This is a genomic window from Mycobacterium sp. NGS24, from assembly GCF_059813065.1.
This window is the reverse complement of sequence record NZ_JCALDW010000001.1, coordinates 1-23,798: the sequence shown is the minus strand read 5'-3', so window position 1 is coordinate 23,798 and position 23,798 is coordinate 1. Positions and strand designations below refer to the sequence as shown.

The following is a 23,798-nucleotide window of genomic DNA, read 5'->3' as shown; positions in this document are numbered from 1 at the left end:
ATCGGGTGCGTCTGGGTACCATGCGTCTGCAGTGTTGATATGCGTCACATGATCGTCTCGCGTTTCCCCGAGTCGCGTACCACGATAGCTTTGACGAATCGGAGGTTTGTTGTGGCTACGTGGCGTGATGTTTGCCTTTACCGTCGGTCGATGCATCACCATTAGGAGGTGTGGGTCCATTAGCCCTGGCGTAGCTGTATCCCCCTCTACCCGCGCGGTTTCCCAGTCGGGCAGAAACCGGCTCCTGGCTGTGCGGGTGCCCGAGTACCGTTGACAAAACATGGCTTGAACTGCACTTATTATCCTCTGGAGGTCATGGCGCGAGGACCGTCTGGGTCGTTCGTCCTCCCGGTCGAATGGATGCGGAGTGTTTCACCAGTCGATCATTCTCACCATCGCGTGATTATTGAAGAAACCGCGGGCGGTCGCACATAAAGCGTCCGCAGAGCATCTAGTAAAAAGCGTTCCGGGGACAAGCGATGTTGGCTTGCCCAATAGCAGCTAAAAGGAAGAAAAGAGATGATCATTTCATCTTCAGTCGAAGACCGTGCCTTTACGCTGGCGAATGTCGAGCCAGCGGCTACTCCCATCGAGCAGCTATTGCGTACCTGCGAACTCGACATCTATGGTCACCGTGGATTTGTGAGTGAAACACACAATTTCTTCCCGCACGCACCGATGCCCCAGTGCCTCCCTGCGCAGTGGTCCGTGTGGGATGAGTACGTGCAACAGATACCGGACTGGTATCGAGCCGGACGAGTGTGTAAGCAGCTGGTCGACCTACCCGTCTTGGATCCGGCCGACTTGCCCGACCAATACCTGGTTCGCGCCAACATGGTTCTGGGCGTTCTGGCTCTTGGCTTCAAATATTCCTGGCAAGAGATGTTCGAAAGCGGTCAGGATGCCAGTGCGGCATTGCGGCGCCAGATTACGGCCGCGGGCGACAATGTGCTCGACCCGATCCGCCGACAAATCATCGAGCCATGGGAGGCGGTCTGGCGCCGGATGGGCCGGCACCGATCTTGCGTGGAGAGCGATCTGTTCGTCGCCAACTTCGTCTGCGCCACGGGTGCGCCCTACGCATCGAACAACATCACCGGGGACAACGCGAAGTTGCTGGTTCCGTTCTTCGCAACCCGCACCGAGCACCGATTCTGGTTCTCTGTGGTCGAAATCTGTTCTCGTTTCCCAGGGGTCAGCGCGCCACTCGAGTTGCAGCGCGCGATGCGGGCCCACGATCACGCACGGGTGGCGGCCGAACTGGTTCGGCTGGCACAACTTTGGCAATCGATTGTCGAAGACGTTCTTGCTTCGGCTGACACCCGAGTCAGTGCCATCGAATGGGGCAACACCACTGCCCGCTGGACTGCCGCCATGTCGGAGGGCGAAGAAGGCTTCTCGGGATTGTTCTCCCCTGCCTGGCATGTGATGGATCAGCTCATCGGTCGCACGAAATACGACTCGTTCCTCGGCCAGATCATGATTCGGACCAGAGCGATGTTGCCACCCGCCTGGCAACAGCTCGTCGCCGCTGTCGGTGAAATGCCTGTTTCCGAATACGTCGCTGAACATCGTGCGGAGTGCGCTCAACTGGACGAGGCCTACCACTTCCTCTGTCAGAGTTATGGATACTTCTTCCAGTCACATCACCGGAAGGTATTCGCGTATTCGTATCAAGCGATTCTCAGCGGTCGCGAAAGAAGCAACGGTGGAATCGAAGGCACTGCAGCGACGCCGGGTTGGGAACTTGCAAACCGGCACCTACGGGTCAGCGCCAACGAACGGCTGAGTGGGCCACGGCGAAATCATCTCCCCTTCGAGGTGTCGCCCACCTGCCATGGGAATGCCCAACTTTTGGCGTTGCCGTCGCGTGACCTCGGCTGGCTGCCGGGCGACCGTGCCGAGATCGCTGTCGAACGCGACGACGGAACATCGGTGTCGGTGCTGGCAAATTTCGTGTCCGAAGATCGCGAAAATGGCAGAACCTTCTTCTGGCTACCCGATCCGATCGAGGTCGGACGGGTCCGTTCAGTTGAGCGGCGCCCCAGCGCATTTTGCCGTCCGCCCAAGCGGCCGGCGCCTGTCGTCGTCTTCGCCGACCTGAGCTGCGTGGGCATTGCGCTGGCCATTGCACGTCACGAGTATGCGAGCACGCCGGCCATCTTCCTGGAAGGCGCGGAAATTCCCCGCGATCTTCTCCCGATGGTGAACCTCGGCACGACGATTCAACCCCACCGGGACCTCTCTGTCGTACTTCCGCGTGAGGCTCGAGACCTGCAGCGATTGCTCGATTGCGGGGCCCACGTGTACGTGCTCGGCGGTACCGCGTTCGTGCGCCGAATCCATGCCGCACTGCGTCATGCCATTGGACTGCACTCAGCCCTGGTTGACGACACGATGCGGCGATTGCGGGAAGAGCGTCGCCTGAACTTCTGCGTGCAGGTGGATTCCAGTCCGGTCGTACCGAATGCACGCTTCTATCCGTGGGATATTGCTACCACAACCGACCCACGCCGTCGAGTGCGCGTCATTTGCAAAAGCAAAGTGCTCAACATCACGTCATTTCTCGCAATTCACCTCGGCGGCGACACGATCTTGTCAATGCTGGCCGGCACCGACATCACCAGGGAGTTCGAGATCGCGCATGGGAATGCGGCGAAGACGCTCGGGATGCCCGACGTGTTTGTCGAAGGCACAGCTGTGCCGATGCCGACTACCCTGCAACCGCTGACGGCATTCATTTATAAAGTGGTCCGCTACACCAACGCATTCGCGGTCACGCAGGCCGAGGTGCTGCGTAACAATGAAGCGGATCTCTACGTGCAGGCTTGTGGTCTATCGAACGCGCTCGAACTGTGGCCGGAAACCACTATGTGGGGTCAGGAACTTGCGGAGCAGCTGGGAATCGATTCCCAACGTCTCTCCGCCCTGACGGATATGTGCACGACGCAGCACAAGGAAACCATCGACTTCATCAAGCGATGTATGGCAGATCCGGATTCGCTTGAGCGGTGGGCAGACTATTTAGCCTGCTGTGTCGCCACGTACGAAGATTATGGCCGAATGCTGACGCTGCGGCTTTGCGACGTACTGCGGCGCGCGTACGCCGAACCCGACGGCGCCACCACTGTCGCCGAGGATGCTGCCGTGCAGATCCACGACGTGCTGGGGCGATTCGCGGCGAGTTGCTTTGACACCCTCCGATTCGGCAGGTCAACGCATGCCGAGCGTTGAACATTTGCGGGGAAAACTTCGGGGCCGCCTGCTCGTGCCGGGCGACAAAGACTACGACTCGGCACGACGGATCTGGAACGGTCGGATCGACAAACATCCGGGTGCGATCATTCAATGCCGCGGCGTGTCCGACGTCGTCGAGACAGTGCGTTTCGCCAATGCGCAGGAGCTTCAGATTGCGGTGCGGGGCGGCGGACACAGCGTCGCCGGACACGCCATGATCGACGGGGGAATCGTTGTCGACTTGAGCGGCCTCAAGGGAGTTGTCGTTGCGCGGGAGGCCAAAACGGCGTGGGCTGAAGCGGGCCTGCTGGGAAACGAACTCGACAATGAAACACAGCAATTCGGCCTAGCGACGCCGCTCGGCACCGTTTCACATACGGGGATATCGGGTCTCACCCTGGGCGGTGGCTACGGTTGGCTGTCGCGCAGCCACGGCCTCGCCTCAGACAACCTTCTGGCGGCGAATGTGGTTACCGCCGAAGGGGATTACATCCGCACAGATCGCGACACCCACGCAGACTTGTTCTGGGCGATCCGCGGCGGCGGCGGGAACTTCGGCATCGTCACCTCGTTCGAGTACGCATTGCATGACGTGGGACCGGACGTGTTCGGCGGATCGATCGCATTTCCGATCGCAGACGCAGCGACGATCCTCGATTTCTATCGGGACTTCACCCAGGGTTGCAACGATGACGTGACGCTCTATCTCTATTTCATGCATCTCGACGGGGAGTTCGCTTGTGTGCTGACGCTGCTGTCCAGCCTTTCCGCCGGGGACAACGACCGGTTGGCTGGGTGCCTGCGCTCGCTCGGCACGCCCATCCGGGACCAAATCGGCCTGGTGCGTTACTCGGCGTTGCAAAGCATGCTCGACAATGATGTGCCGCATGGCGGGCAATACTATTGGCGTGCCGGTTACCTGGGTGAGGGATCGCTGACCAGCACGGCGACGAAAACCCTCATAGAGAACTTGGCGCAGATTACGTCGCCACAAAGTCTGGTTTCACTGGAGCACGTGGGCGGCCAGATCAACCGCGTCGCATCATCGGAAACTGCTTTCCCCCATCGAGATGCGGCCTACAACCTCCTCATTTGTTCGGCGTGGTCGCGCGGACAGGAATCTGCGCGCCATGTGCGGTATGCCGACGATTTCTGGCAGGCGATGTCGCCCTACCTGTTAGGCAAAGCGCTTTACCAAAATTACGGAAGCGGCGATGCGCGCGCGATCTACGCCGGCAACTACACAAGGCTGGCCGAACTGAAACTCAGATTTGATCCGCACCAACGATTCAGCGGCAACAGACAGTTCGCCGACATCTAGAAAGGCACCATGCTGTGAACGCCACCCACTTCTATTCAACCTTTGAAGGCCTCATGCAGTCGGCCCTCGAAAAGGGCTTGGAAGATTTCCGGCAGAGCAAATTCCTTGACTACTGCAGGGAATACCACGACTTTCTCTGGGCGGACGAGCAGTACACGCACGTCCACCGCAAGCGGCTGCCGCACGCGCCGTACGAATTCGCGGCACGCTTCGTCGGAATACCGATGATGAACCTCCTGCTGCAGATGGGTGTTCACACCAACGCCTGGTTCCCCGGTTACTACGACATCGAAGATGAATACACGAACGGTCGTCAACCGCCACGGCATCCGAGCGGCCGTGTTTCACAAATGGTTCTGTTCGCCAACAGTGACGCGGGCTTGGAAAAATTATGCATGGTGACGATCACCTTCCAAATTCTGCACACCGATCTGGACGGCGACTTCGGCTTCAAGGTGCCCGAGGTGTCGATTGTCGAGACGTACTGCGATGAGCCGGAAAACTATGTCCGCCTGATCGGCCCCAACGATCCTGTCGAGGAATATCATCTGCTGGGCGAATCGTGGGTGATCTGAGGAAGACTCGCCCGCGCCGCCGCCGTGTCGTTCAGTCGAATTGCACCGGATAGGTTCAATTCGACGACGATTCAGAAGGTTTCGGCGCTGACCAGCCCTACGGGGCGTTAACGTACCGACGGAAGTCGACACGTCGGGCACTCTCGTACAGTGCGGATCGAGATCGCGGCATCGTCCGACGTGTCTGTGCTGCAACACTACTCGTCGTCGATCATGCCGAAAGATATGAGCAGTGCGTACTGATACCTAACAGTCTGTGCTGCAGTGATATTCACATACCCCGCCTGTGACGAGTCCGGGCTGCCAGCCGTGTCGTTGCGCGTTTATCCGATCGAAAGCTGTTGCGGCATAACACTAGTCAAATCAGATGATCTTCGGCAGATCTGCATCAACCTGGTTCGGGATGCGGTACAGTGCACGCATGCAAACCCAAAATGTAGAGAAGACAAAGACTTTCGAAGATCTCATCGCAGAGGCCATGGCTGCGCCTACGCCGGGTTGGGATTTCTCGTGGCTCGAAGGCCGCGCCACGGAGGAACGCCCATCCTGGGGGTATCAGCGATTGATGAGCGAGCGATTGGCCGGCGCGTCAGCGGCGTTGGATCTGCAGACCGGATGTGGCGAGGTGCTGGCGGGGGCGGAGAAGTTTCCGCCGACCATGGCCGCCACCGAATGGTATCCGCCCAACGTAGCCCTTGCGACAAAAATCTTGCATCCGCGCGGCGTGGTGCTGGTCGCCACCAGCGACGAGCCGGTCCTGCCATTCGCCGACGAGGCGTTTGACCTGGTAACCAGCCGCCACCCGCACGACGTCGGGGGCTGGTGGACTGAGATCGCGCGCGTGCTCACGCCCGGCGGCACCTATTTCGCCCAACACAACGGTGCCGACACGATGGTCGAACTCATCGAGTTCTTCCTCGGGCCGCAGCCCGGTGCAGGGGCCGAGCGCCAGCCTGAGGTCGAAAAGCGGCAGGCGGAGGCGGCCGGGCTGGAGATCGTCGATCAGCGGTTGGAGCGGCTGCGCGTGGAGTTCTTCGACATCGGGGCAGTTATCTATTGGCTGCGCAAGGTGATCTGGGCGGTCCCCGACTTCACCATCGAACGCTACTCTGACCGCCTGTTCGAACTTCACCAATCTATGCAGGACAACGGCCCCTTCGTCACGCGCTCCGTTCGCATGCTCGTTGAAGCCCGCAAGCCCGATCACTATCGCCCGGGAAGTGCGTGAGCATCTTCTCCGAATAGGTTGCAGCGCGGTCGTTCCCGCGGCGTCGGGCCTGATTAGTCAGAGGCCGGCGTCGCGGGTGACCCGAGCGAAGCGGCTGTCGGGCGCACCGGCATCCCGTACCGCCGCGACATCACCGACGATGTCGACGTCGTCCAGAACCTCCACGAGGTCGACCTCGATCCCGTTGTCGCGCAATGCTTTCAGCGTGAGATTACCGGTGTCGGCTTGGGACATCGGCACGCTACGCAAACATTCGGCGTCGGTGGGTGCCTGCAGTCCGAGCACCCACCAACCGCCGTCCCGCGCGGGCCCCAGCACGGCCTGAGCACGAAGTAGGCGTTGCGCGCAACTGGTCAGCAGCGGCGCGGTCACCTGAGGCGTGTCCATTCCGATCTGCAGCACCGCGTGCCCCGCGGCGCCTGCGTCGGCGTGCGCATTGGCGAGCCTGTCGGCGAAGTCCACCCCGCGTTGCCCGATCACGGTGAAGGACTCGAGCCGACGGCGGATCTCGTCGCCTCGGGCGGCCGCGTCCAGGTCGCCGACCAGTGCCACCACCGTGGCTGCCACCGGTGTCGCGGCCACCGCATCCAGCGTGTCCAGCAGCGCGGCGGCGGCGATCTCGGCGGCGGTCTGTTCGCCGACGGATGCGGCCAGACGAGTCTTGGCACGGCCGGGCTCCGGCGCCTTGGCGACCACCAGCAGGGTCACCGGCATCGCCGTCATGAAATCACCTTCCAGAAATCCAGCACGGCGGTGATGCTGCCCCGCAGCGAACCGCTGACCTTCGATTTGCCGCCCGTGCGGGGGCCGTAACTGACGTCGAGTTCGACCACGCGCCAACCGGCGGCCGCGGCGCGGACCAGCAACTCCAGCGGATAGCCCGAGCGCCGATCCACGACACCCAGATTCAGCAACGCTTCCCGGCGGCCGACCCGCATCGGCGCGATGTCGTGCACCGGCAGGCCGTGCCGGGTCCGCAACCGCCAGCTCATTACCACGGTGCCGATCCGGGCGACCCACGGCCAGTGCAGCCCGGGCACCGGTCGCCGCCGGCCAATCACCAGGTCGGCACCGCGACCCAGTTCGTCGACCAGCCGAGGCAGGTCGGCGGCGTTCATCGAACCGTCGGCGTCGATGACCGCCACGATCGAGGTAGTCGCGGCGACGACTCCCGCGTGCACCGCCGAGCCGTAACCCGGCTGCGGTTCGACGACCACGTCCGCACCGTGGCGGCGAGCCACCCCGGCGGTGTCGTCGGTGCTGTTGTTGTCGACGACCAGCGCCCGGTAGCCGGCCGGAATGGCGGCAAGCACCGCCGGCAGCGACTCCTCCTCATCGAGGCAGGGCAACACCACCGTCACCTCGGGCGCCATCGGGTTAGCCAATGTGACCTACCGCCTGCTGGCGCAGCGGGGCGAACGCGAAGTCGCGCAGCCCCACGAGCGGGTCGACGGCCGCTCTGAAGCCCAGCACCTCGGCGGCCCGGCCGGGGTCGGCGACGATATGCCGAACGTCGCCACTGCGGTACTGGCCGGTGACGACCGGGGTGAACTCGCAACCGCGGGCATCGCACAGCGCGTTGGCCACCTCGAGGATCGAGATGGGCCGTCCGGAGCAGACGTTGACCGCCGTGAAATCGCCGCGATCGGTCGTGCAGTCGGTCACTGCCGCCAGGTTCGCGGCGCCGATGTCGTCAACGTGAACGAAGTCGCGCATCTGGCCACCATCCTCGAATACCCTTGGTGCCGCACCATTTTCAAGTGACGAGCGGAAGATCGCCGCGACACCGGAATACGGGGTGTCGCGGGGCATTCCGGGACCGTAGACGTTGTGGTAGCGCAGCGCCACCACTGAACCGCCGGCCGATTCCGACCAGGCCAGCGCGTAGTGCTCCTGCGCGGTCTTGCTCGCCGCGTACAGGCTGCGCGGGCGCAGAGGTGCGTCCTCGTCGACCAGTCGCCACTGCAGTTGCTCACCGCCCACCGGACACCTGTGCTCGAATATGGCGGCGTCCAGGTCCGCCGGGCGGCGTGGTAGCGGATCGACCGGTCCGTGCTCGGGGCACGCGTAGCGCCCCTGCCCGTACACCACCATCGACGAAGCAAGCACCAAACGTCGGATCCCGGCGGCGTACATCTGCGCCAGCAGTACCGCGGTGCCGAAGTCGTTGTGGCCGCCGTAGGCGGGCGCGTCGGCGGCGTTCACCCCGGCGCCGACCATCGCAGCCTGATGACATACCAGATCGACACCGGCGAGCAGCGGGGCCAACTCCTCGCCGTCCCGGACGTCGACCCGGTGGCATCCCGACGGCAACTGCGCATCGACACCATGGGCAGCCGGCAACAGGAGGTCGACGCCCACCACCTCGTGGCCGGCGGCGCGCAGAGCGGCGCCCACCCGGGACCCGATGAATCCGGCGGCCCCGGTCAGCAATATCCTCACGGCTGTGCCAGCGGCACGCGGGGGTTGAACAACTCCATGTTCTCCTCGTCGTTCTCGTCGGACCAGCCCCACCGTACGTGTCCGCGTTGGCCGGCCGCCAAAGTGCTTGCTGCGTGGGAGATCTCGACTCCTTTCGGCCGCGCGGCAGCGGCCCGGCGCGGTGTGGTGGGTTACCACGCTGCCGTCACGGCGGATCCGGGTGTGACGCCCGCGGCAGGGTGGCTGCGGGGCTGACCGCTCGCGGCTCGTCGGCAAGCCCGAACAGCGCGCGGTCACCTGTCATCCGTCCCCTGTGCCCGACTCCGCCTGATACGAAACACCTGATCACAGGGTTGTGGCGAGCCGCGAGCGAAAATTTCGTGTTTTGAAATCAAGCTGACGGCAATCCAACCGGCGCTCGGTTCCGAATACCGGATGAATGCACCCACGACGCGAACGGCATGGTGATGTACGTCTTCAGAACAACCCGGACAGCGCCGGTGACCCCGCTGGCCACGGACGCTCTGCGAGTTCCACAGTGAGCGTCGACGCGCGCGAGGCGGTGTCCAGATCAGCCGATTTGATCTATCGCTCGGCTGCAGCAGGCCGCTTGTGCTGGGCGCGGGACCATCGCGGCCAGCGCCGCGATCTGCCGATGGTGCGCTGGCTGGGTGGGCAGCAGACCACGCCGCAGGACCGGCTCGCTGACGAGCACGTCCTGGGCCTGTGCTCGCCCCGGCCCACTCTCGATGTGGGTTGTGGCCCGGGACGATTCACCGCAACGCTGCAGGAGCGCGGCCTACCTGCACTCGGAGTCGACAGTTCAGCGGCCGCGGTCGAGATGACACGACGTCGCGGGGGCGCCGCGATTCGGCGCGACTTGTTCGCCCCGATGCCGGCCGAGGGCAGCTGGCAGCAGATCCTGTTGATTGACGGCAACATTGGCATCGGCGGGAACCCGGTCCGGACTCTCAGACGGGCCGCCGACCTGCTCGCCCCCGGCGGTGTCGTGATCGCCGAGATCGATTCGCCGACGACCACGGTCTGCTTCGAGATCCTGCGTTGGGAAACCGAACATCATCTCGGCCAATGGTTTCCGTGGTCGCGCGTCGGAATCCAGGCGCTCGGTGGGATCGCGTACGCCGCCGAATTCTTCGTCACTGAGGTGATCGAAGTGCACGGTCGGGTGTTCGCCGTCCTGACGGATGCAGCGCGTCGGCGGTTCGGCGCCAGCGCCGGCATCCCCGCTTGAAGCCTTTATCATCAAGGCACTGAACCTGCTGTGACAGAAACTGATTCGCCACCCGAGAACGGGGCGCGTCACGCATTTCCGGCTCCGCTGTGGCGCGCACTGGAGCGCCACCCTCCCCCGGGATCGCGTCGGCTGCAACTCTTTCGCAGCCCTCTGCGCGGCCCGTGGCTGACGTCGGTGTTCGGTGCAGCGCTGCTGATCGGGTTACCGGTGGTGATCCTGACCGGCCTGCTGTCCTATATCGCCTACGGTCCACAGTTCGGTCAGGCGTTCCCGCAGGATGTGGGTTGGCTCAAGCTACCGACCTTCGATTGGCCGAGCCGGCCATCATGGCTGTACCGGCTGACTCAGGGCGTGCACGTCGGTCTGGGCCTGATACTCGTGCCGGTGGTGTTGGCCAAGCTCTGGTCGGTGATTCCGCGGCTGTTCGCGTGGCCGCCGCTACGCTCGATCGCGCAACTGCTGGAGCGGGTGTCGTTGTTGATGCTGGTGGGCGGCATCCTCTTCGAACTCGCCACCGGGGTGCTCAACATCCAGTACGACTACCTCTTCGGATTCAGCTTCTACACCGCGCACTATTACGGGGCGTGGGTGTTCATCGCCGGCTTCGTCGTCCATGTAGTGATCAAATGGCCAAAGATGTTGGCCGGACTACGGTCTCGGTCAATTCGCGAGATATTGCGCACCTCGCGCGCCGACACCCGTCCGGAACCTCCCGACGTCAGCGGGCTGGTGGCCGCCGACCCCGCTCCCCCCACGCTGAGTCGCCGCGGGGCACTTGGCCTGGTCTCCGGCGGGGCGCTGTTCGTTGCCGCACTCACCGCAGGCCAGACCCTCGGTGGCGGCATCCGCAGGACGGCCCTGCTGTTGCCGCGGGGACGCAGCCGCGACGGTGATTTCCAGGTCAACAGAACCGCTGCGGCCGCGGCCATCACGCCCGCCGACACAGGCGCGGACTGGCGGCTCACCCTGCGCGGGCCGGGACGAAAGCTCATAATGGACAGGGCCGCCCTCGAGTCGATGGCGCAATACACCGCCGAACTGCCTATCGCCTGCGTCGAAGGGTGGTCGACGACGCAGACGTGGACCGGAGTCCGCCTGGCTGATCTGGCCGCACTGGTCGGGACGCCGAACCCCACCCGGGCCACGGTGCGATCACTGGAACGCGCCGGTGCCTTCAATCAGGCCGTGCTGCAGGCCAACCAGATCGGCAATCCCGACTCCTTGCTGGCGCTTCGGGTCAACGGCGCTGACCTGTCGGCGGATCACGGCTATCCCGCGCGCATCATCGTGCCCGCGCTGCCGGGGGTGCACAACACCAAGTGGGTACGGTCCATCGACTTCGGAGCATCCTGAAATGCGTGCCCGGTTCACCGCGTGCTACGGGGCCGACCCACTGCATCTCCTGGGCACGGTCGCGGCGTTGGCGTTGGCAGGTTATGTCGTAATCCTGTTGGGCCCGAACGGGCTATGGAATTCCAGCGTCTGGTGGCAATCGATCGGCGTCTGGTTCCTGGCTGCGATCGTTGCACACGATCTCATCCTGTTTCCGCTCTACGCGCTGGCCGACCGGTCGCTGATCAAAGCCCTTGCCGCCGTGCGTATTCAACGTTCAGCGCCCGCGCCGCGCGTCTCGCCGCTCAACTACCTGCGCGTTCCGACCCTGGCCGCGGGACTGTCGCTACTACTGTTCTTCCCCGGCATCATCGAGCAGGGTGGGCCGAGCTATGCCGCGGCCACCGGGCAGGATCAGCAACCCTTCCTCGGGCGCTGGCTGCTGCTCGTCGCCGCGGTATACGGACTCAGCGCGCTGGCCTACGCCGCTCGCCTCGCAATACTGGGGCGTCGCGCGAAATCGACCGACCTCACCGTCTGACCATGGCCATAAGGTGGGGTGTTGTGAAAACCGGCCGTCGCGAAGTCATCGCGGTCTCGCTGGGCATCGTGCTGGTGGTCGCGGCTTTCCTGGTGCCCTTCCTGCACCTGGGCATCGTCACACCGCTGAAGAACAGTTCGGCGCAGGCGATCCACGCGGTCGCCGACACCGCACCGATCTTCGGCTGGTGGAAAGCCCATGTGGGCTGGGGCAGCATCGCCGCGCTCGCGATCGGTCTTGCCGCGGTCATCTGGGGGACCGGCCTGGCGCAGCGATTGTCGTGGCGGACGCTCACGCTCGCCACGTGGGCCACGTCGTGCGGGTGGGCGTTCGCGCTGGCGATGATCGACGGCTGGCAACTCGGGTTCGCGGGACGGCTGGTCGCCCAACACGAATATCTGCGGCAGGTACCGGCCGTCACCGACATCCCGGAGATGTTGCGGACGTTCGCCAGCCGCATTGTGGACTTCCAGCCGAACTCGTGGATCACCCACGTCTCCGGCCATCCCCCCGGCGCCCTGCTCACCTTCGTCTGGCTGGACCGCATCGGACTGGGGGGTGGTGCGTGGGCGGGTGCGTTCTGCCTGCTGGTCGGGTCGAGCGCGGCCGCCGCCGTGATCGTCGCGGTGCGCGCCGTGGCCGACGAGCCGACCGCCCGGTTGGCCGCGCCGTTCGTTGCCATCGCGCCGACCGCGATCTGGATCGCGGTGTCCGCCGATGGCTACTTCACCGGTGTCGCCAGCTGGGGCATCGCCCTGCTGGCGCTGGCGGCGAGTCGCAGCGTGCGCCGGCCGCTGCTGGCGGCGGCCGGCGCCGGCCTGCTGCTGGGCTGGGCCGTCTTCCTGAATTACGGGCTGGTGCTGCTGGGTTTGCCGGCGGTGGCGGTGCTGATTGCGGTGCGCAATCGTCGAGCGGCGCTGACCACGTTGGCTGTGGCGGTTCCGGCGGCGATGGCGGTAGCGCTCACCTTTGCCGTGACAGGCTTTTGGTGGTTCGACGGCTACACACTGGTCCAGCAGCGTTATTGGCAGGGCATCGCGATGAATCGGCCGTTCCAATACTGGGGTTGGGCCAACTTCGCCTCAGTCGTTTGCGCCGTGGGCCTCGGCAGCGTCGCCGGCTTGGGCCGGGTCTTCGACCTGCCGGCAATTCGGCGGCTATCCGGTCTGCATCTGCTGGTGCTGGCGGCACTAACCGCGATCCTGTGCGCAGATCTGAGCATGCTCAGCAAGGCCGAGACCGAACGCATCTGGCTGCCGTTCACGGTGTGGTTGACGGCGGCTCCGGCGCTGCTGCCGCGATCATCGCAGCGCTGGTGGCTGGCGCTCAACGTGGCCGGCGCGCTGGTGCTCAACCACGTCATCCTGACCAACTGGTAGCCCCGCTACGTTCGCCAAGCAACGCGGCGCGTTGCCCGAACCGAAGCGTTACTCGCACAGAAATCGCTGCCGTGAACGAGCTCGACCCCGAGGTCGTTCAGCACGCCGCACCGAGACTTGGCCGCACTCGGCGGCGAACCGTCGGCAAAGGCGTGTTGACCAGGCTCCCCCGGAAGGACTCGAACCTTCAACCCTTCGGTTAACAGCCGAATGCTCTGCCAGTTGAGCTACAGGGGACTATCAGTCCAACGAACGCTGGCGCTGACCGCGGGACGACTCTAGCGTACTGGCAGGGCTGTACCCAATTAGACCCAACCGGCGCTTGCGCAGCCGTTGCCGAACAGATGAGGCAGGATGGAGCCAATGCATTTCATCTCGGAGGGATCGCTTTGATCGGGTATGTCGCCGTATTGGGGGTGGGCTACGTGCTGGGCACGAAGGCCGGACGTCGCCGCTACGAGCAGATCGCCGGCACTTACCGGGCCGTGACCAGCAGCCCCGTGACCAGATCGCTGATCGAGGGGGGCCGGCGCAAGATCGCCAACCGAATCTCCCCCGACACCGGATTCGTGACGTTGGCCGAGATCGACGCCGGGACCACCGTCGTCGAACGCAGCGCGCAGGACCTGGATCCAACGGTCGAGGCGCAACCTACGCGGTGAGGTCGTTGCCGCTGGCCTGCTCCAGCAGGCTGCGCCGGTAGGCCTCCATCGCGACCAGGTCGCCGAACAACGCGTGGTATTCGTCGCCCTGTTCGATCGGCGACATGCGCTGCAGTTTGGACTTCACCTCGGCGATCTGCCGACCCATCCACACCTCCTGCAGCCGGGCCAGTACCCCGGAGATGTAGCGCGGCAACTGCTCGTCGTCGGCGCGGATCGTCTCGACGCCCAGCTCACTGATCAGACCGGCGGTCAGGGCCGACTTGGTCTGCTGGCGCACCATGTCCAGCCATTGGCCGCCGCTGACGCCGATCGAGGTGCCGCCCGCCGTCTCGATCGCGGCCCGCACGGCGGCATAACCCGGATGCGTGAAGCTTTCGACGGTCAGGGTGTCGAACACCGGACCGGCCAGCGCCGGATACTGCAGCGCCGATTTGAGCGCCTCACGCTGCGGCCATAGCGTCGGGTCACGCGGATCGGGCCGGGCCACGCCGGGATCGGCGGCCGCCGCGTCAGGGTTGGCCGCAACGGGTTCCCGCGCCGGACGCCGGGACGGCTTCGCGGCGACGGACCCGCCGCCGCTGCGGGATTTTTTGGCCTCACCCCGCACCCGGTCGATGACCTGCGCGACGTCGTCCCACCCGACCCAGCCGGCGAGCTGGCGTGCGTACTCATCGCGCAGCGTCGGGTCCTTGATCTGGCCCACCATCGGCACGCAACGACGCAGCGCGGCCACCCGGCCTTCGGCGCTGTCCAGGTCGATCTCGGCCAGTGCGGTGCGAATCGCGAACTCGAACAACGGGGTTCGCCGGGCCACCAGATCGCGCAGCGAACCGTCACCGGCCTTCAGCCGCAGGTCGCACGGGTCCATGCCGTCGGGCGCGACCGCCACGAAGGACTGGCCGGCCAGATTCTGCTCGCCGGCGAAAGCCTTGAGCGCGGCGGCCTTACCGGCGTCGTCACCGTCGAAGACGTAGATCAACTCGCCCCGGAAGAAGCTGTCGTCCATCATCAGCCGGCGCAGCATGGCCAGGTGCTCGTCGCCGAACGCGGTGCCGCAGGACGCGACCGCGGTGCTGACCCCGGCCAGGTGCATGGCCATCACGTCGGTGTAACCCTCCACCACCACCGCCTGGTGTCCCTTGGCGATATCGCGTTTGGCGAGGTCGATCCCGAACATCACCGCGGACTTCTTGTACAGCACGGTCTCGGGGGTGTTGACGTACTTGGCTTCCATCGGGTCGTCATCGAACAGCCGGCGCGCACCGAACCCGATCACCTCGCCGGCCGAGCTGCGGATGGGCCACAACAGTCGCCGGTGGAACCGGTCGATGGGGCCGCGGCGCCCCTGCTTGGAGAGTCCCGCAGCTTCCAGCTCCTTGAACTCAAAACCTTTGCGCTGCAAATGCTTTGTCAGTTTGTCCCAACCCGAGGGGGCGAATCCGCAGCCGAAACGGCGGGCGGCCTCGGCATCGAAGCTGCGCTCGGTCAGGTATTGGCGGGCCGGGGCGGCCTCGGCGGACTCCAACTCCTCGGCGTAGAACGCCGCGGCCGCCGCGTTGGCGGCGACGAGTCTGCTACGGCTGCCGCGGTCGCGTTGCACGCTGGTGGCCGGGCCGGTGTAGCTGATCGTGTGGCCGATCCGGTCGGCCAGCATCTCGACGGCTTCCACGAAGCTGACGTGCTCGATCTTCTGGATGAAGGCGTAGACGTCGCCGCCCTCGCCGCACCCGAAGCAGTGGAAGTGGCCGTGGTTGGGGCGGACGTGAAAGGACGGCGATTTCTCGTTGTGAAACGGGCAGAGACCTTTGAGCGAGTCGGCACCGGCGCGCTTGAGTTGGACATAGTCGCCGACGACGTCCTCGATCGCGGCCCCGTCCCTGATGGTGGCGATGTCGCGATCGGATATTCGGGACCGACCGCCGGGACGGCCGGCGTCCCTGGAACCCGCCGGACTCGACACGGGCTCAGTGTAGGCCGTTGCCCGGACGCTTACCGGCCGTGCTGTCGATGCGTTCCAGTCGCCCCTCGGTGTAGGAGGCGATCTGATCGACGATGACCCGCAGCCGCGCCTGGTCGTCGGCCGCGGCATTGAACGCCGCGGCAAACATCGGGTCCAGGGTCTGCGGGGCGCCGGTCTGCAGCCAGTGCGCCACCCGGTGAATCCGCTCGCGCTGCCGGGCCTGAGTTTCCAGGTGGCGTGGGTCGGACATGATGAATTGCAGCGCAAGTATTTTCAGCACTGCAACCTCGGCCCGGACCAGATCCGGCACGTGCAATTCGGCCTGGTAACGCACCAGCGGCGCCGGCCCGGCCGCCGCACGGGTAGTAGCGATGGCAGCTGTGGCAAACCGTCCGACCAGCTCGCTGGTCAGCCGCTTGAGCGCGACCGCCGCCGCCAATGTGGCGTCGTACTTACCGACGGCGGCAACCACCGGCAGCCCGGACAGCCGGCGCGCGGCCTGCATCAAGTCGTCGGCTCCAACCTGGGGAAACTCGTTCTCCCCCAGCTTGGCCAATCCAGCGGCTTCGTCCTCGTCGGCGAGCACCCGCAGGTCGATGCGTTCGGAGACCACACCATCTTCGACGTCGTGCACGGAGTAGGCGACATCGTCTGCCCAGTCCATGACCTGGGCCTCCAGGCAGGTGCGCCGACCCGGGGCGCCGGCGCGCGCCCAGGCGGCAGCCTCCCGGTCGTCGTCGTAGAAGCCGTACTTGCGCTCTCCGGCGCTGCGCGACCACGGATACTTTGTGACCGCGTCCAGCGCGGCGCGGGTGAAGTTCAGCCCCGCGCTACGCCCTTGTCCGTCAAGAACTTTGGGCTCCAGGCTGGTCAGGATACGGAAGTTCTGCGCGTTTCCCTCGAAACCGCCGTAGGCGTCGGCGACCTCGTTGAGCGCCCGCTCACCGTTGTGCCCGTACGGTGGGTGGCCGATGTCGTGGGCCAGACCGGCCAACTCGACGAGATCCAGATCGCAGCCCAGGCCGATCGCCATCCCCCGCCCGATCTGGGCCACCTCGAGCGAGTGGGTGAGCCGGGTGCGCGGCGTGTCGCCTTCCCGTGGCCCGACCACCTGGGTTTTGTCGGCCAGCCGGCGCAGCGCGGCACTGTGCAGCACGCGCGCCCGGTCGCGGGCGAAGTCGGTGCGGTGCTGACCTTCGGTACCGGGCAGACCCGCACTCTTCGGCGCTTCGAGTACCCGCCGCTCGCGGTCGAAGTCGTCGTAAGGGTCGTCCCGATCTGTATTCACCGCCCCACAGTCTGCCAGCGGTCGATGTCACTTCTCCCAGCCAGCCGGATACCGGTTTAGGCAGGACGGTCAGGGGTATCAACAGGCTCACTGGGTCGGATCCAGGGTTGAAGAAAACTGGCGGGTCTCGACAGGTTTCCGGTGCGTCGTCGCCGCGATCAGACCTGATCTTCGACATTCCCCGCTCGTGCGCCCGACCGGCCCGCCCACAGTGTGCCGCCGGGCGAATCCCTTGCGCAGTTCAGGAGTGGATCAATAGTGACGAAGTACGTGCACAACAAACGTTGGATGCGCCGACTGGCAACCGCCGCGTGCGCGGCGGCCACCGTCCCGGCGTTACTCGGGGTGGTCGGCAACGAACCGGCTGCGCGGGCCGCTGCGCCCGAATTCCTGCAGGTGCCCTCCGCGGCGATGGGCCGCAACATCACCGTGGAGTTCCAGCAGGGTGGTGCCCCGGCGGTCTACCTGCTCGACGGATTGCGGGCCCGCGACGACCGCAACGGCTGGGACATCGAAACGAACGCGTTCGACGAGTACCAGGGGTCCGGTATGTCGGTGGTCATGCCGGTCGGCGGACGCTCCAGCTTTTACGCCGACTGGTACGGGTCGGCAAACGGCGCCACCTACAAATGGGAAACCTTCCTGACCAGTGAGCTACCGGCCTACCTGGCGGGCAAGGGCGTCCGCACCACGCGCAATGCCGTCGTCGGCGTCTCGATGTCCGGATCGTCGGCACTGATCCTCGCCGCCTACCATCCCAGTCAATTTGCCTATGCCAGTTCGCTTTCGGCGTACCTGACACCGTCCAGCGGCAACGGACCCACGCTGATCAAGTTCGCGATGAACGACGAAGGCGGTTTCAACCCCGAAGACATGTGGGGCCCGTCGGGCGGACCCGGGTGGCAGCGGCACGATCCCACCGTTCAGGCCGGGCGACTGGCCGGCAACAACACCCGCCTGTGGGTGTACAGCGGCAACGGAACACCCTCGGAACTGGGGCAGAACAGCCTCCCGGGCCAGGTCATCGAGCAGGTCGTACTGCAGAGCAACGTCGACTTCAAGAACGCCTATACCGCCGCCGGCGGACGCAACGCCACCTTCAACATCGACGGCAGCGGTGTCCATGGCTGGAGCTATTGGAACGCACAGTTGGTCGCGATGAAATCCGACATGCAGCGGACGCTGGGAGCCGGTGGCGGGCAGGCCTGACTGCTGCGCGGCCGGGATGGGGTGCGGGCCCTGCGCGGACCGCACCCCGTCCACGGGGCCGCAATGGTCGAAATGACGGTCGCCGGAGCTAAGTTAGCGCTATGCGCATTGTTCGCCTGCTGGGCGTGATCCTGACCATCGTCACCGTCGGCCTGACCGGCGGGCTGCTGGCAGCGCCGCAGGCGCAGGCGCAGCCACCGTTCCGGTTGCCGGGCTACGTCACCGACAACGCGGGCGCGCTGTCGGAGTCCGGTCGGGCCGCGGTGACGGCGGCGACCATCAAGCTCTACGGCGAACGGCGCATCCGGTTGTGGGTGGTCTATGTCGACACCTTCTCCGGGCTGGACAGTCAGACGTGGGCCGAGCAGACCTTCCGGGCCAGCGATCTGCACAGCAGCGACGCGTTGCTGGCGGTGGCCACCACCGACCGTGCGTACGCCTTCCTGGCGCGCAGCGGCTTGCCGGGCGTCAGCGCCCGACGGGTCGACGACCTGCGCCGCAACCAGATCGAACCGGCGCTGCACAACAGCGACTGGAGTGGGGCGGCGGTGGCCGCCGCGGACGGACTCAACAAGCCACCGAAGTCGACGTGGTCACCGCAGTTGCTCATCACGCTGGCGGCCATCGTCGCGGCCATCGGGGTGCTGCTGCTGATCCTGTTGCTGGTGATGCGCCGGCGTGCGCGGCGGCGCCGGGCCGATGCCCTGGCGGCGGCGCGACGGGTGGATCCCACCGATGCGACCGCGCTGGCCGCGGTCCCGTTGGACATCCTCGACGAGCTGTCCCGCTCGAAGGTGGTGGAAGTCGACAATGCGGTACGCACCAGTTCCAACGAGCTCGCACTGGCCATCGAGGAATTCGGCGAACAACGCACCGCACCGTTCACCCAGGCCGTGAACAACGCCAAAGCTGCACTGGCGCAAGCATTCACGGTGCGCCACCAACTCGACGACAGTATCCCCGAAACGCCTGCACAACGACGTGAACTGCTCACCCGGGTGATCGTCGCCGCGGCCGCCGCGGACCGTGAGTTGGAGTCCCAGACCGAAGCCTTCGAGCAGTTGCGTGATCTGGTGATCAACGCGTCGTCGCGGCTGGATACGTTGACCCAGGTGTATGTGGAACTGACCAGCCGGGTGGAGCCCGCCACCCAGCACCTGGCCGAGTTGCACAAAGAATTCGGTGCCGCGGCGCTGGCTTCGGTTTCGGCCAACGTGGACACCGCCAGAGATCGGCTGGAGTTCGCCGACCGCAACATCGCCACGGCCCGCCAATTGGCCGGCCACGCGATGAGCGGCCAGCAGACGCGACTGGCGGATTCGGTGCGCAGCGCCGAATCCGCGCTGGGACAAGCGCGTTCGCTACTCGATGCGGTGGACAGCGCAGCCGACGACATCCGGTATGCCGTCGACAACTTGCCGTCGTTGCTGTCTGACATCCAGACCGGCATCCGGCGCGCCAACGAGCTGCTGCAGAAGGCGCCGGGCAACAACGCAGCGCACACCGGTGAGCTCATCGCTGCGCGCGACGCCGCCGCCAGGGCGGTGGACAGTGCGGGCGGCCCGGCAGGGGTGCGAGGCACGTCGGACCCGCTGAGTACTTTCGCGCAGCTCACCAAGGCCGACGCCGAACTCGACCGGCTGGTGGCCACGGTGTCCCAGGAGCAGGCGAACACCGAACGCCTCCGGCGCTCGCTGGAGCAGGCGCTGTTCACCGCGGAATCCCGGGTACACGCGGTATCGGAGTACATCGACACCCGGCGCGGCAGCATCGGGCCCGAGGCAAGGACTCGGCTCGCGGAAGCCAGGCGCCAACTCGAGGCCGCTCAGCAGCGAAAGTCGTCGAACCTCAACGATGCGATCGCTTACGCCAACGGTGCCTCGACCCGGGCAGCCGAGGCGCAGGCACTGGCCAACGCCGACGTGCAGGCGGCCCAGCGCGCCTTCACCCGGCGCAACGACAGCGACACCGGCGCGGTACTGGGTGGCATCATCATCGGCGATCTGCTCAGCGGTGGCATGCGGGGCGGATTCGGCGGTTGGAGCCCGACATCCTTCGGCGGGTCGGGCTCTTCGGGATCATCCGGCGGCGGCTTCCTGGGTGGCGGCGGCCGGTTCTGAGCAGAAAGAACTGCGCACGCCCACTCGCGTTACCGCGAGCAAGCGTGCGCAGTCAGTGGCCGTGGCGGGCGCACCGACCAGCGGTGCGCCGCCCCGAACCGGGAACTTCTCTCAGGCCCAGCTGGACCCGACGGCGCTGTCAGTCTGCGCCATGTTGTTGCCGGCACTCTGGACCTTCTGGCCGTGAGTGTTGGCCTGCTCGTAGATCACCTGGAAGTTGCGGCCCAACTGGGCGATGAACTCCTGGCAAGCTACCGAACCGGCGCCGCCCCAGAAGTCACCGGCAGCCAGCACATCGCGAACGATGGCCTGGTGCTCGGCCTCCAAGTTGGCAGCCTGGGCGCGAATGAGAGCGCCGTGCGCGTCGACATCGCCGAACTGGTAATTGATTGTCATTGAACCTGTTCTCCTTGGTCTGTGAATGTTGTTGGGATGCAGCGGCTTTCGCCGCCGTCAGAGTTAGCTGCTCAGGATCTGCTGCGAAGCCTGTTCTTGCTGCTCGTAGTTGTTCGCGTCGCGAACCAACCCGTCGCGCACCCCGTGCAACATGTTCACGATGTTGCGGAAAGCGGTGTTCATCTGACCCATGGTGTCCAGCGAGGTGGCCGAGGCCAGACCGCTCCAGCCCGCACCCGCGATGTTCTGCGAGGACGCGTACATGCGACGGGCCTCGTCCTCGACGGTCTGGGCGTGGGTCTCGAAACGACCCGCCATGGCCCGCATTGCGTGCGGGTCGGTCATAAAGCGAGTTGCCATGTTGCTTTTCTCCTTATTGGTTGTGGAAGTGTTTTCGGATTTCCAGTGTTCGATCGATGTGATTACTGGCTTCGTGACGTCCCGAAGCCGTCAATCACCCGTAGCCAACGACAGTCTTGACCCCTTCTCTCATCCGGCTGCCGGCGAATGCGGGACCACGCTGCTACCGCGTGGCATCTCGAAACGTGGTTCGGCGTTCTCCGCTTCCCACTGTTTCCACTCACCCCACTCATCCCACTCGTCGTTAGTTGGTTCGATCGGTTCCGGATCGACCGCACCAGGCACCACGACGACGTCTTCGACACCAGCTTCGGAGTCCTTCGACCAGTGGTCGTAGTCATCCGGCGGGACAGCGGTACCCCAGCTCAGCGGAACTGACAATCCGCCTAGCATGCCCGACTCGCCCCGCTTCGCCGCCACAGAGTCGGGCGGCAGGGGCGGACCCAGAGGCAGAAGCACGCTGTCTCCTTCCAATGACTTCCAAACTGATGTCAACACACGCACTCAATGGCAAGCACAACCACCAAGCTCTCGAATCTTAAGACAATCCACGCTGCTATACCCCTAAAATCTCGGAATAATTTTTGGCGCAGCGTGCACTTTCCGGCCTTGCTGCCGACCGGTGCGCCGCCCCGGGCCGGTGGCCCCCGCCCGGGCCTCTGCTAAGCCGGCCCACCGTGTCCGTCGGGGGCGGCCGTCGGAAAAAACTTAGTCAATCCCACATTCCTGATCGATTTCTCAAAGAGCTGGTCGGCGACTGCAATTCGGGCCGCGGGTCCCCCAGTCCAACGTGGTCAGCGGCGTGGTCGCGCCTCAGTCGCTGCGCCGTGTTTCTCAGCGCTACGCCAGGATTGACCGACGGGCCGGCCCAGTCCTGGGCAGCGGGAAATCACTGCCGGCGAACGAGTTCCGCTACCCCGGCAGCCGGTTGTAACGTCCTTCGAGATGTGGTGCACGGTGCTGGTGTTAGCTCTTGTGGCGACCGCCGATCCGGTTCGGATCGCGGTCAGCGCGGCGCTTTCGGCGCGTCCCCGCGCCGTTGGCCCCCTGGTCGCGTTCTGGCTCGGCGGTGTCGCGATCAGCGCCACCATGGCGGTCGGGGTGTTGTTCGGATTGCGCGATCGCACAGTCGCCGTCGTGCACCGGCTGCAGATCGCCACTGCCACTTCCACCGCCGGACACGTTCAGGTGGCAATGGGCGCCGTGGCCTTACTGATTGCAGCGACCGCGGTTGGCCTGGCGTCGCGGCGTTCGCGGTTGCCGATGACGGCACCCCGACCCACGCCCTTCGCCAGGTGGTCGTCCCGCGCCCGCTGCGCCTTGCTCGCCCGGCCGGTTGCGGTGGCGTTCGCCCTGGGGGTCGGGATGCTGATCGACTTCCGGTTGCTTGCCGCGCTCACCGCGATCGTCGCCTCAGGCGCCGCGGCAGGCATCCAGCTCGGCGCTGCCGGGTTGTACACCCTGGTGGCGTTGGCCTTCGTCGAACTCCCCCTGATCGGTCGGCTGGCGGCACCCGCCAAGACCGATCAGGTGATGTCGGCGGTGACCCGGTGGGCAGCAGCCCGCCGGCAACAGCTCTTCGGAGTCGTCATCGCACTGCTGGGCGCGTTCCTGCTGAGCCGCGGATTGGCCTACCGCTGAATAAGCTTGCACCACATGCGATCTGACCCCTGAGCTGACAAAGGCGCGGACGACGCAGATCCCCCGATGCGTCACCCGCGCCTTTGACGTCGTTGGTTATCCGACTCCGGTCCGCGGGATCACGCTGGGCCGGTTCTGCACCACGTGCGGACTCGCCCCGCCGCGGCCCATCATGCCGCCGGGCATGCCTTGTCCAGCGCCACCGCCACCCATGGGCATCGGCATCATCGGCATGCCGCCGCCTGCAGCACCGGCACCGGCACCGGCAGCCTGAGCCATCTCCGCGGCGTTCATCCCGACACCCGACATCGCCGAGCTGGCCATGCCCTTGGGCACCGACCCCTGCCAGGTCGGCGGCACCGACATCGCACCCACCAGGCGCGCATTGCCCAGGCCGGCCGCCATCCCGGCGCCCAATCCAGCGCCACCACCGGCACCCAGGCCCTTCATTGGATTGACGTCGCTGGCCAGCGACGGCATGGCGCCCAGATCGGCCGCTGTCGTCGCACCCGCCAAACCTGCGGTTCCGGCGCCGGCAGTCTGTCCCAGCTGCATCATCGGACCGATCAACATGCTGGCCGGCATCGCCCCCGCCTGCACCACCGACATCGCCATGTCCAGTGGCACCGCGGCCGCCGCCGACTGCACGCCCGCAACCAGGGCGGGCGCCGCCGCGGCGACGCCTTCGGCCACCGGGCTCAGCGCGGCCGTGGCCGACGAAGCCAATCCCGCAACATGCCCGTTGACCGTCGTGACCAATCCGGCCAAGTCAAGCGGCGGCGCACTGAACGGGGTCAGGCTGGCAGCCACCGCCGTCGCACCCGAGTGATACCCCAGCATCGCAGCCACATCCTGGGCCCACATCTCCAC

General features: G+C 65.5%; 21 protein-coding genes and 1 tRNA gene. 12 read left to right on the top strand and 10 right to left on the bottom strand.

Features of this window, described 5'->3' with window-relative positions; translation table 11 throughout:
- Positions 1–519: 519 nt before the first annotated feature.
- The 4 genes from AC5Y6Y_RS00110 (at position 520) to AC5Y6Y_RS00095 (ending at position 6,361) form a co-directional block, all read left to right on the top strand.
- Positions 520–3,234 (top strand): cytochrome b5 domain-containing protein, encoded by a 2,715-nt coding sequence (locus AC5Y6Y_RS00110; protein ID WP_499928805.1) that lies wholly within the window; start codon positions 520–522, stop codon positions 3,232–3,234.
- Positions 3,221–4,558 (top strand): FAD-binding oxidoreductase, encoded by a 1,338-nt coding sequence (locus AC5Y6Y_RS00105; RefSeq protein WP_499928803.1) that lies wholly within the window; start codon positions 3,221–3,223, stop codon positions 4,556–4,558. Before AC5Y6Y_RS00110 ends, AC5Y6Y_RS00105 begins: the two co-directional genes overlap by 14 nt.
- Positions 4,559–4,572: 14 nt before the next feature.
- Positions 4,573–5,133, top strand: a complete 561-nt coding sequence (locus AC5Y6Y_RS00100; protein WP_499922644.1) for a hypothetical protein — start codon at positions 4,573–4,575, stop codon at positions 5,131–5,133.
- Between the two features lie 421 nt (positions 5,134–5,554).
- Positions 5,555–6,361, top strand: coding sequence for a methyltransferase domain-containing protein (locus tag AC5Y6Y_RS00095; RefSeq protein WP_463824936.1), 807 nt, complete (start codon positions 5,555–5,557; stop codon positions 6,359–6,361).
- 57 nt (positions 6,362–6,418) lie between these two features.
- Here AC5Y6Y_RS00095 and AC5Y6Y_RS00090 read toward each other — a convergent pair whose 3' ends face one another.
- Genes AC5Y6Y_RS00090 through AC5Y6Y_RS00080 form a run of 3 tightly spaced genes read right to left on the bottom strand, consistent with a single transcriptional unit; the run spans position 6,419 to position 8,803 of the window.
- Complete coding sequence (locus AC5Y6Y_RS00090) at positions 6,419–7,084, bottom strand: TIGR04282 family arsenosugar biosynthesis glycosyltransferase (protein ID WP_463824758.1); 666 nt, start codon at positions 7,082–7,084, stop codon at positions 6,419–6,421.
- On the bottom strand, positions 7,081–7,734 hold the full coding sequence (locus tag AC5Y6Y_RS00085) for a glycosyltransferase family 2 protein (RefSeq protein WP_463824759.1): 654 nt from the start codon (positions 7,732–7,734) through the stop codon (positions 7,081–7,083). Before AC5Y6Y_RS00085 ends, AC5Y6Y_RS00090 begins: the two co-directional genes overlap by 4 nt.
- Before the next feature lie 4 nt (positions 7,735–7,738).
- Positions 7,739–8,803, bottom strand: coding sequence for an NAD-dependent epimerase/dehydratase family protein (locus AC5Y6Y_RS00080; RefSeq protein WP_499928801.1), 1,065 nt, complete (start codon positions 8,801–8,803; stop codon positions 7,739–7,741).
- Positions 8,804–9,320: 517 nt separating this feature from the next.
- Here AC5Y6Y_RS00080 and AC5Y6Y_RS00075 point away from each other — a divergent pair.
- From AC5Y6Y_RS00075 to AC5Y6Y_RS00060, 4 genes are all read left to right on the top strand, one after another.
- Complete coding sequence (locus tag AC5Y6Y_RS00075) at positions 9,321–10,034, top strand: methyltransferase domain-containing protein (protein ID WP_463824761.1); 714 nt, start codon at positions 9,321–9,323, stop codon at positions 10,032–10,034.
- 99 nt (positions 10,035–10,133) lie between these two features.
- Positions 10,134–11,390, top strand: a complete 1,257-nt coding sequence (locus AC5Y6Y_RS00070; protein ID WP_499929308.1) for a molybdopterin-dependent oxidoreductase — start codon at positions 10,134–10,136, stop codon at positions 11,388–11,390.
- A 1-nt stretch (position 11,391) separates the two neighbouring features.
- Positions 11,392–11,910, top strand: coding sequence for a hypothetical protein (locus tag AC5Y6Y_RS00065; RefSeq protein ID WP_463824762.1), 519 nt, complete (start codon positions 11,392–11,394; stop codon positions 11,908–11,910).
- Positions 11,911–11,933: 23 nt separating this feature from the next.
- Positions 11,934–13,289, top strand: a complete 1,356-nt coding sequence (locus AC5Y6Y_RS00060) for a hypothetical protein (protein ID WP_499928798.1) — start codon at positions 11,934–11,936, stop codon at positions 13,287–13,289.
- Between the two features lie 164 nt (positions 13,290–13,453).
- Here the strand turns inward: AC5Y6Y_RS00060 and AC5Y6Y_RS00055 are convergent.
- Positions 13,454–13,526, bottom strand: a tRNA-Asn gene (locus AC5Y6Y_RS00055).
- Between the two features lie 152 nt (positions 13,527–13,678).
- Between AC5Y6Y_RS00055 and AC5Y6Y_RS00050 the strand changes: the two genes are divergently transcribed.
- On the top strand, positions 13,679–13,951 hold the full coding sequence (locus tag AC5Y6Y_RS00050; protein WP_499928209.1) for a hypothetical protein: 273 nt from the start codon (positions 13,679–13,681) through the stop codon (positions 13,949–13,951).
- On the opposite strand, the gene dnaG is transcribed toward AC5Y6Y_RS00050, so the two are convergent.
- Positions 13,941–15,914: a DNA primase gene (gene dnaG, locus AC5Y6Y_RS00045; RefSeq protein WP_499928211.1), complete on the bottom strand. Its 1,974-nt coding sequence runs from the start codon at positions 15,912–15,914 to the stop codon at positions 13,941–13,943. The two genes, AC5Y6Y_RS00050 and dnaG, sit on opposite strands and share 11 nt — an antisense overlap.
- Before the next feature lie 4 nt (positions 15,915–15,918).
- Entirely contained in the window at positions 15,919–17,202 is a 1,284-nt protein-coding gene (locus tag AC5Y6Y_RS00040; protein WP_499928796.1) for a deoxyguanosinetriphosphate triphosphohydrolase, read from the bottom strand.
- Positions 17,203–17,490: 288 nt separating this feature from the next.
- On the opposite strand from AC5Y6Y_RS00040, the gene AC5Y6Y_RS00035 reads away from it, so the two are divergent.
- Together AC5Y6Y_RS00035 and AC5Y6Y_RS00030 are read left to right on the top strand one after the other, a co-directional pair.
- Positions 17,491–18,411, top strand: coding sequence for an esterase family protein (locus AC5Y6Y_RS00035; protein ID WP_463824938.1), 921 nt, complete (start codon positions 17,491–17,493; stop codon positions 18,409–18,411).
- Positions 18,412–18,512: 101 nt separating this feature from the next.
- On the top strand, positions 18,513–20,531 hold the full coding sequence (locus AC5Y6Y_RS00030; protein WP_499928794.1) for a TPM domain-containing protein: 2,019 nt from the start codon (positions 18,513–18,515) through the stop codon (positions 20,529–20,531).
- Positions 20,532–20,642: 111 nt separating this feature from the next.
- Here the strand turns inward: AC5Y6Y_RS00030 and AC5Y6Y_RS00025 are convergent, their stop codons facing one another.
- The 3 genes from AC5Y6Y_RS00025 to AC5Y6Y_RS00015 form a co-directional block, all read right to left on the bottom strand.
- Positions 20,643–20,927 carry a WXG100 family type VII secretion target gene (locus AC5Y6Y_RS00025; protein WP_463824768.1) on the bottom strand — a complete coding sequence of 95 codons (285 nt, stop codon included), beginning with the start codon at positions 20,925–20,927 and terminating at the stop codon, positions 20,643–20,645.
- A gap of 63 nt (positions 20,928–20,990) precedes the next feature.
- On the bottom strand, positions 20,991–21,287 hold the full coding sequence (locus tag AC5Y6Y_RS00020; protein WP_463824769.1) for a WXG100 family type VII secretion target: 297 nt from the start codon (positions 21,285–21,287) through the stop codon (positions 20,991–20,993).
- Positions 21,288–21,416: 129 nt separating this feature from the next.
- Positions 21,417–21,746, bottom strand: a complete 330-nt coding sequence (locus AC5Y6Y_RS00015) for a hypothetical protein (RefSeq protein ID WP_463824770.1) — start codon at positions 21,744–21,746, stop codon at positions 21,417–21,419.
- 486 nt (positions 21,747–22,232) lie between these two features.
- Between AC5Y6Y_RS00015 and AC5Y6Y_RS00010 the strand changes: the two genes are divergently transcribed.
- Complete coding sequence (locus AC5Y6Y_RS00010) at positions 22,233–22,928, top strand: GAP family protein (RefSeq protein WP_463824771.1); 696 nt, start codon at positions 22,233–22,235, stop codon at positions 22,926–22,928.
- Positions 22,929–23,024: 96 nt separating this feature from the next.
- Here the strand turns inward: AC5Y6Y_RS00010 and AC5Y6Y_RS00005 are convergent.
- Positions 23,025–23,798 (bottom strand): PPE family protein, SVP subgroup (locus AC5Y6Y_RS00005; protein ID WP_499928792.1); only part of this gene is annotated, 774 nt, incomplete at its 5' end.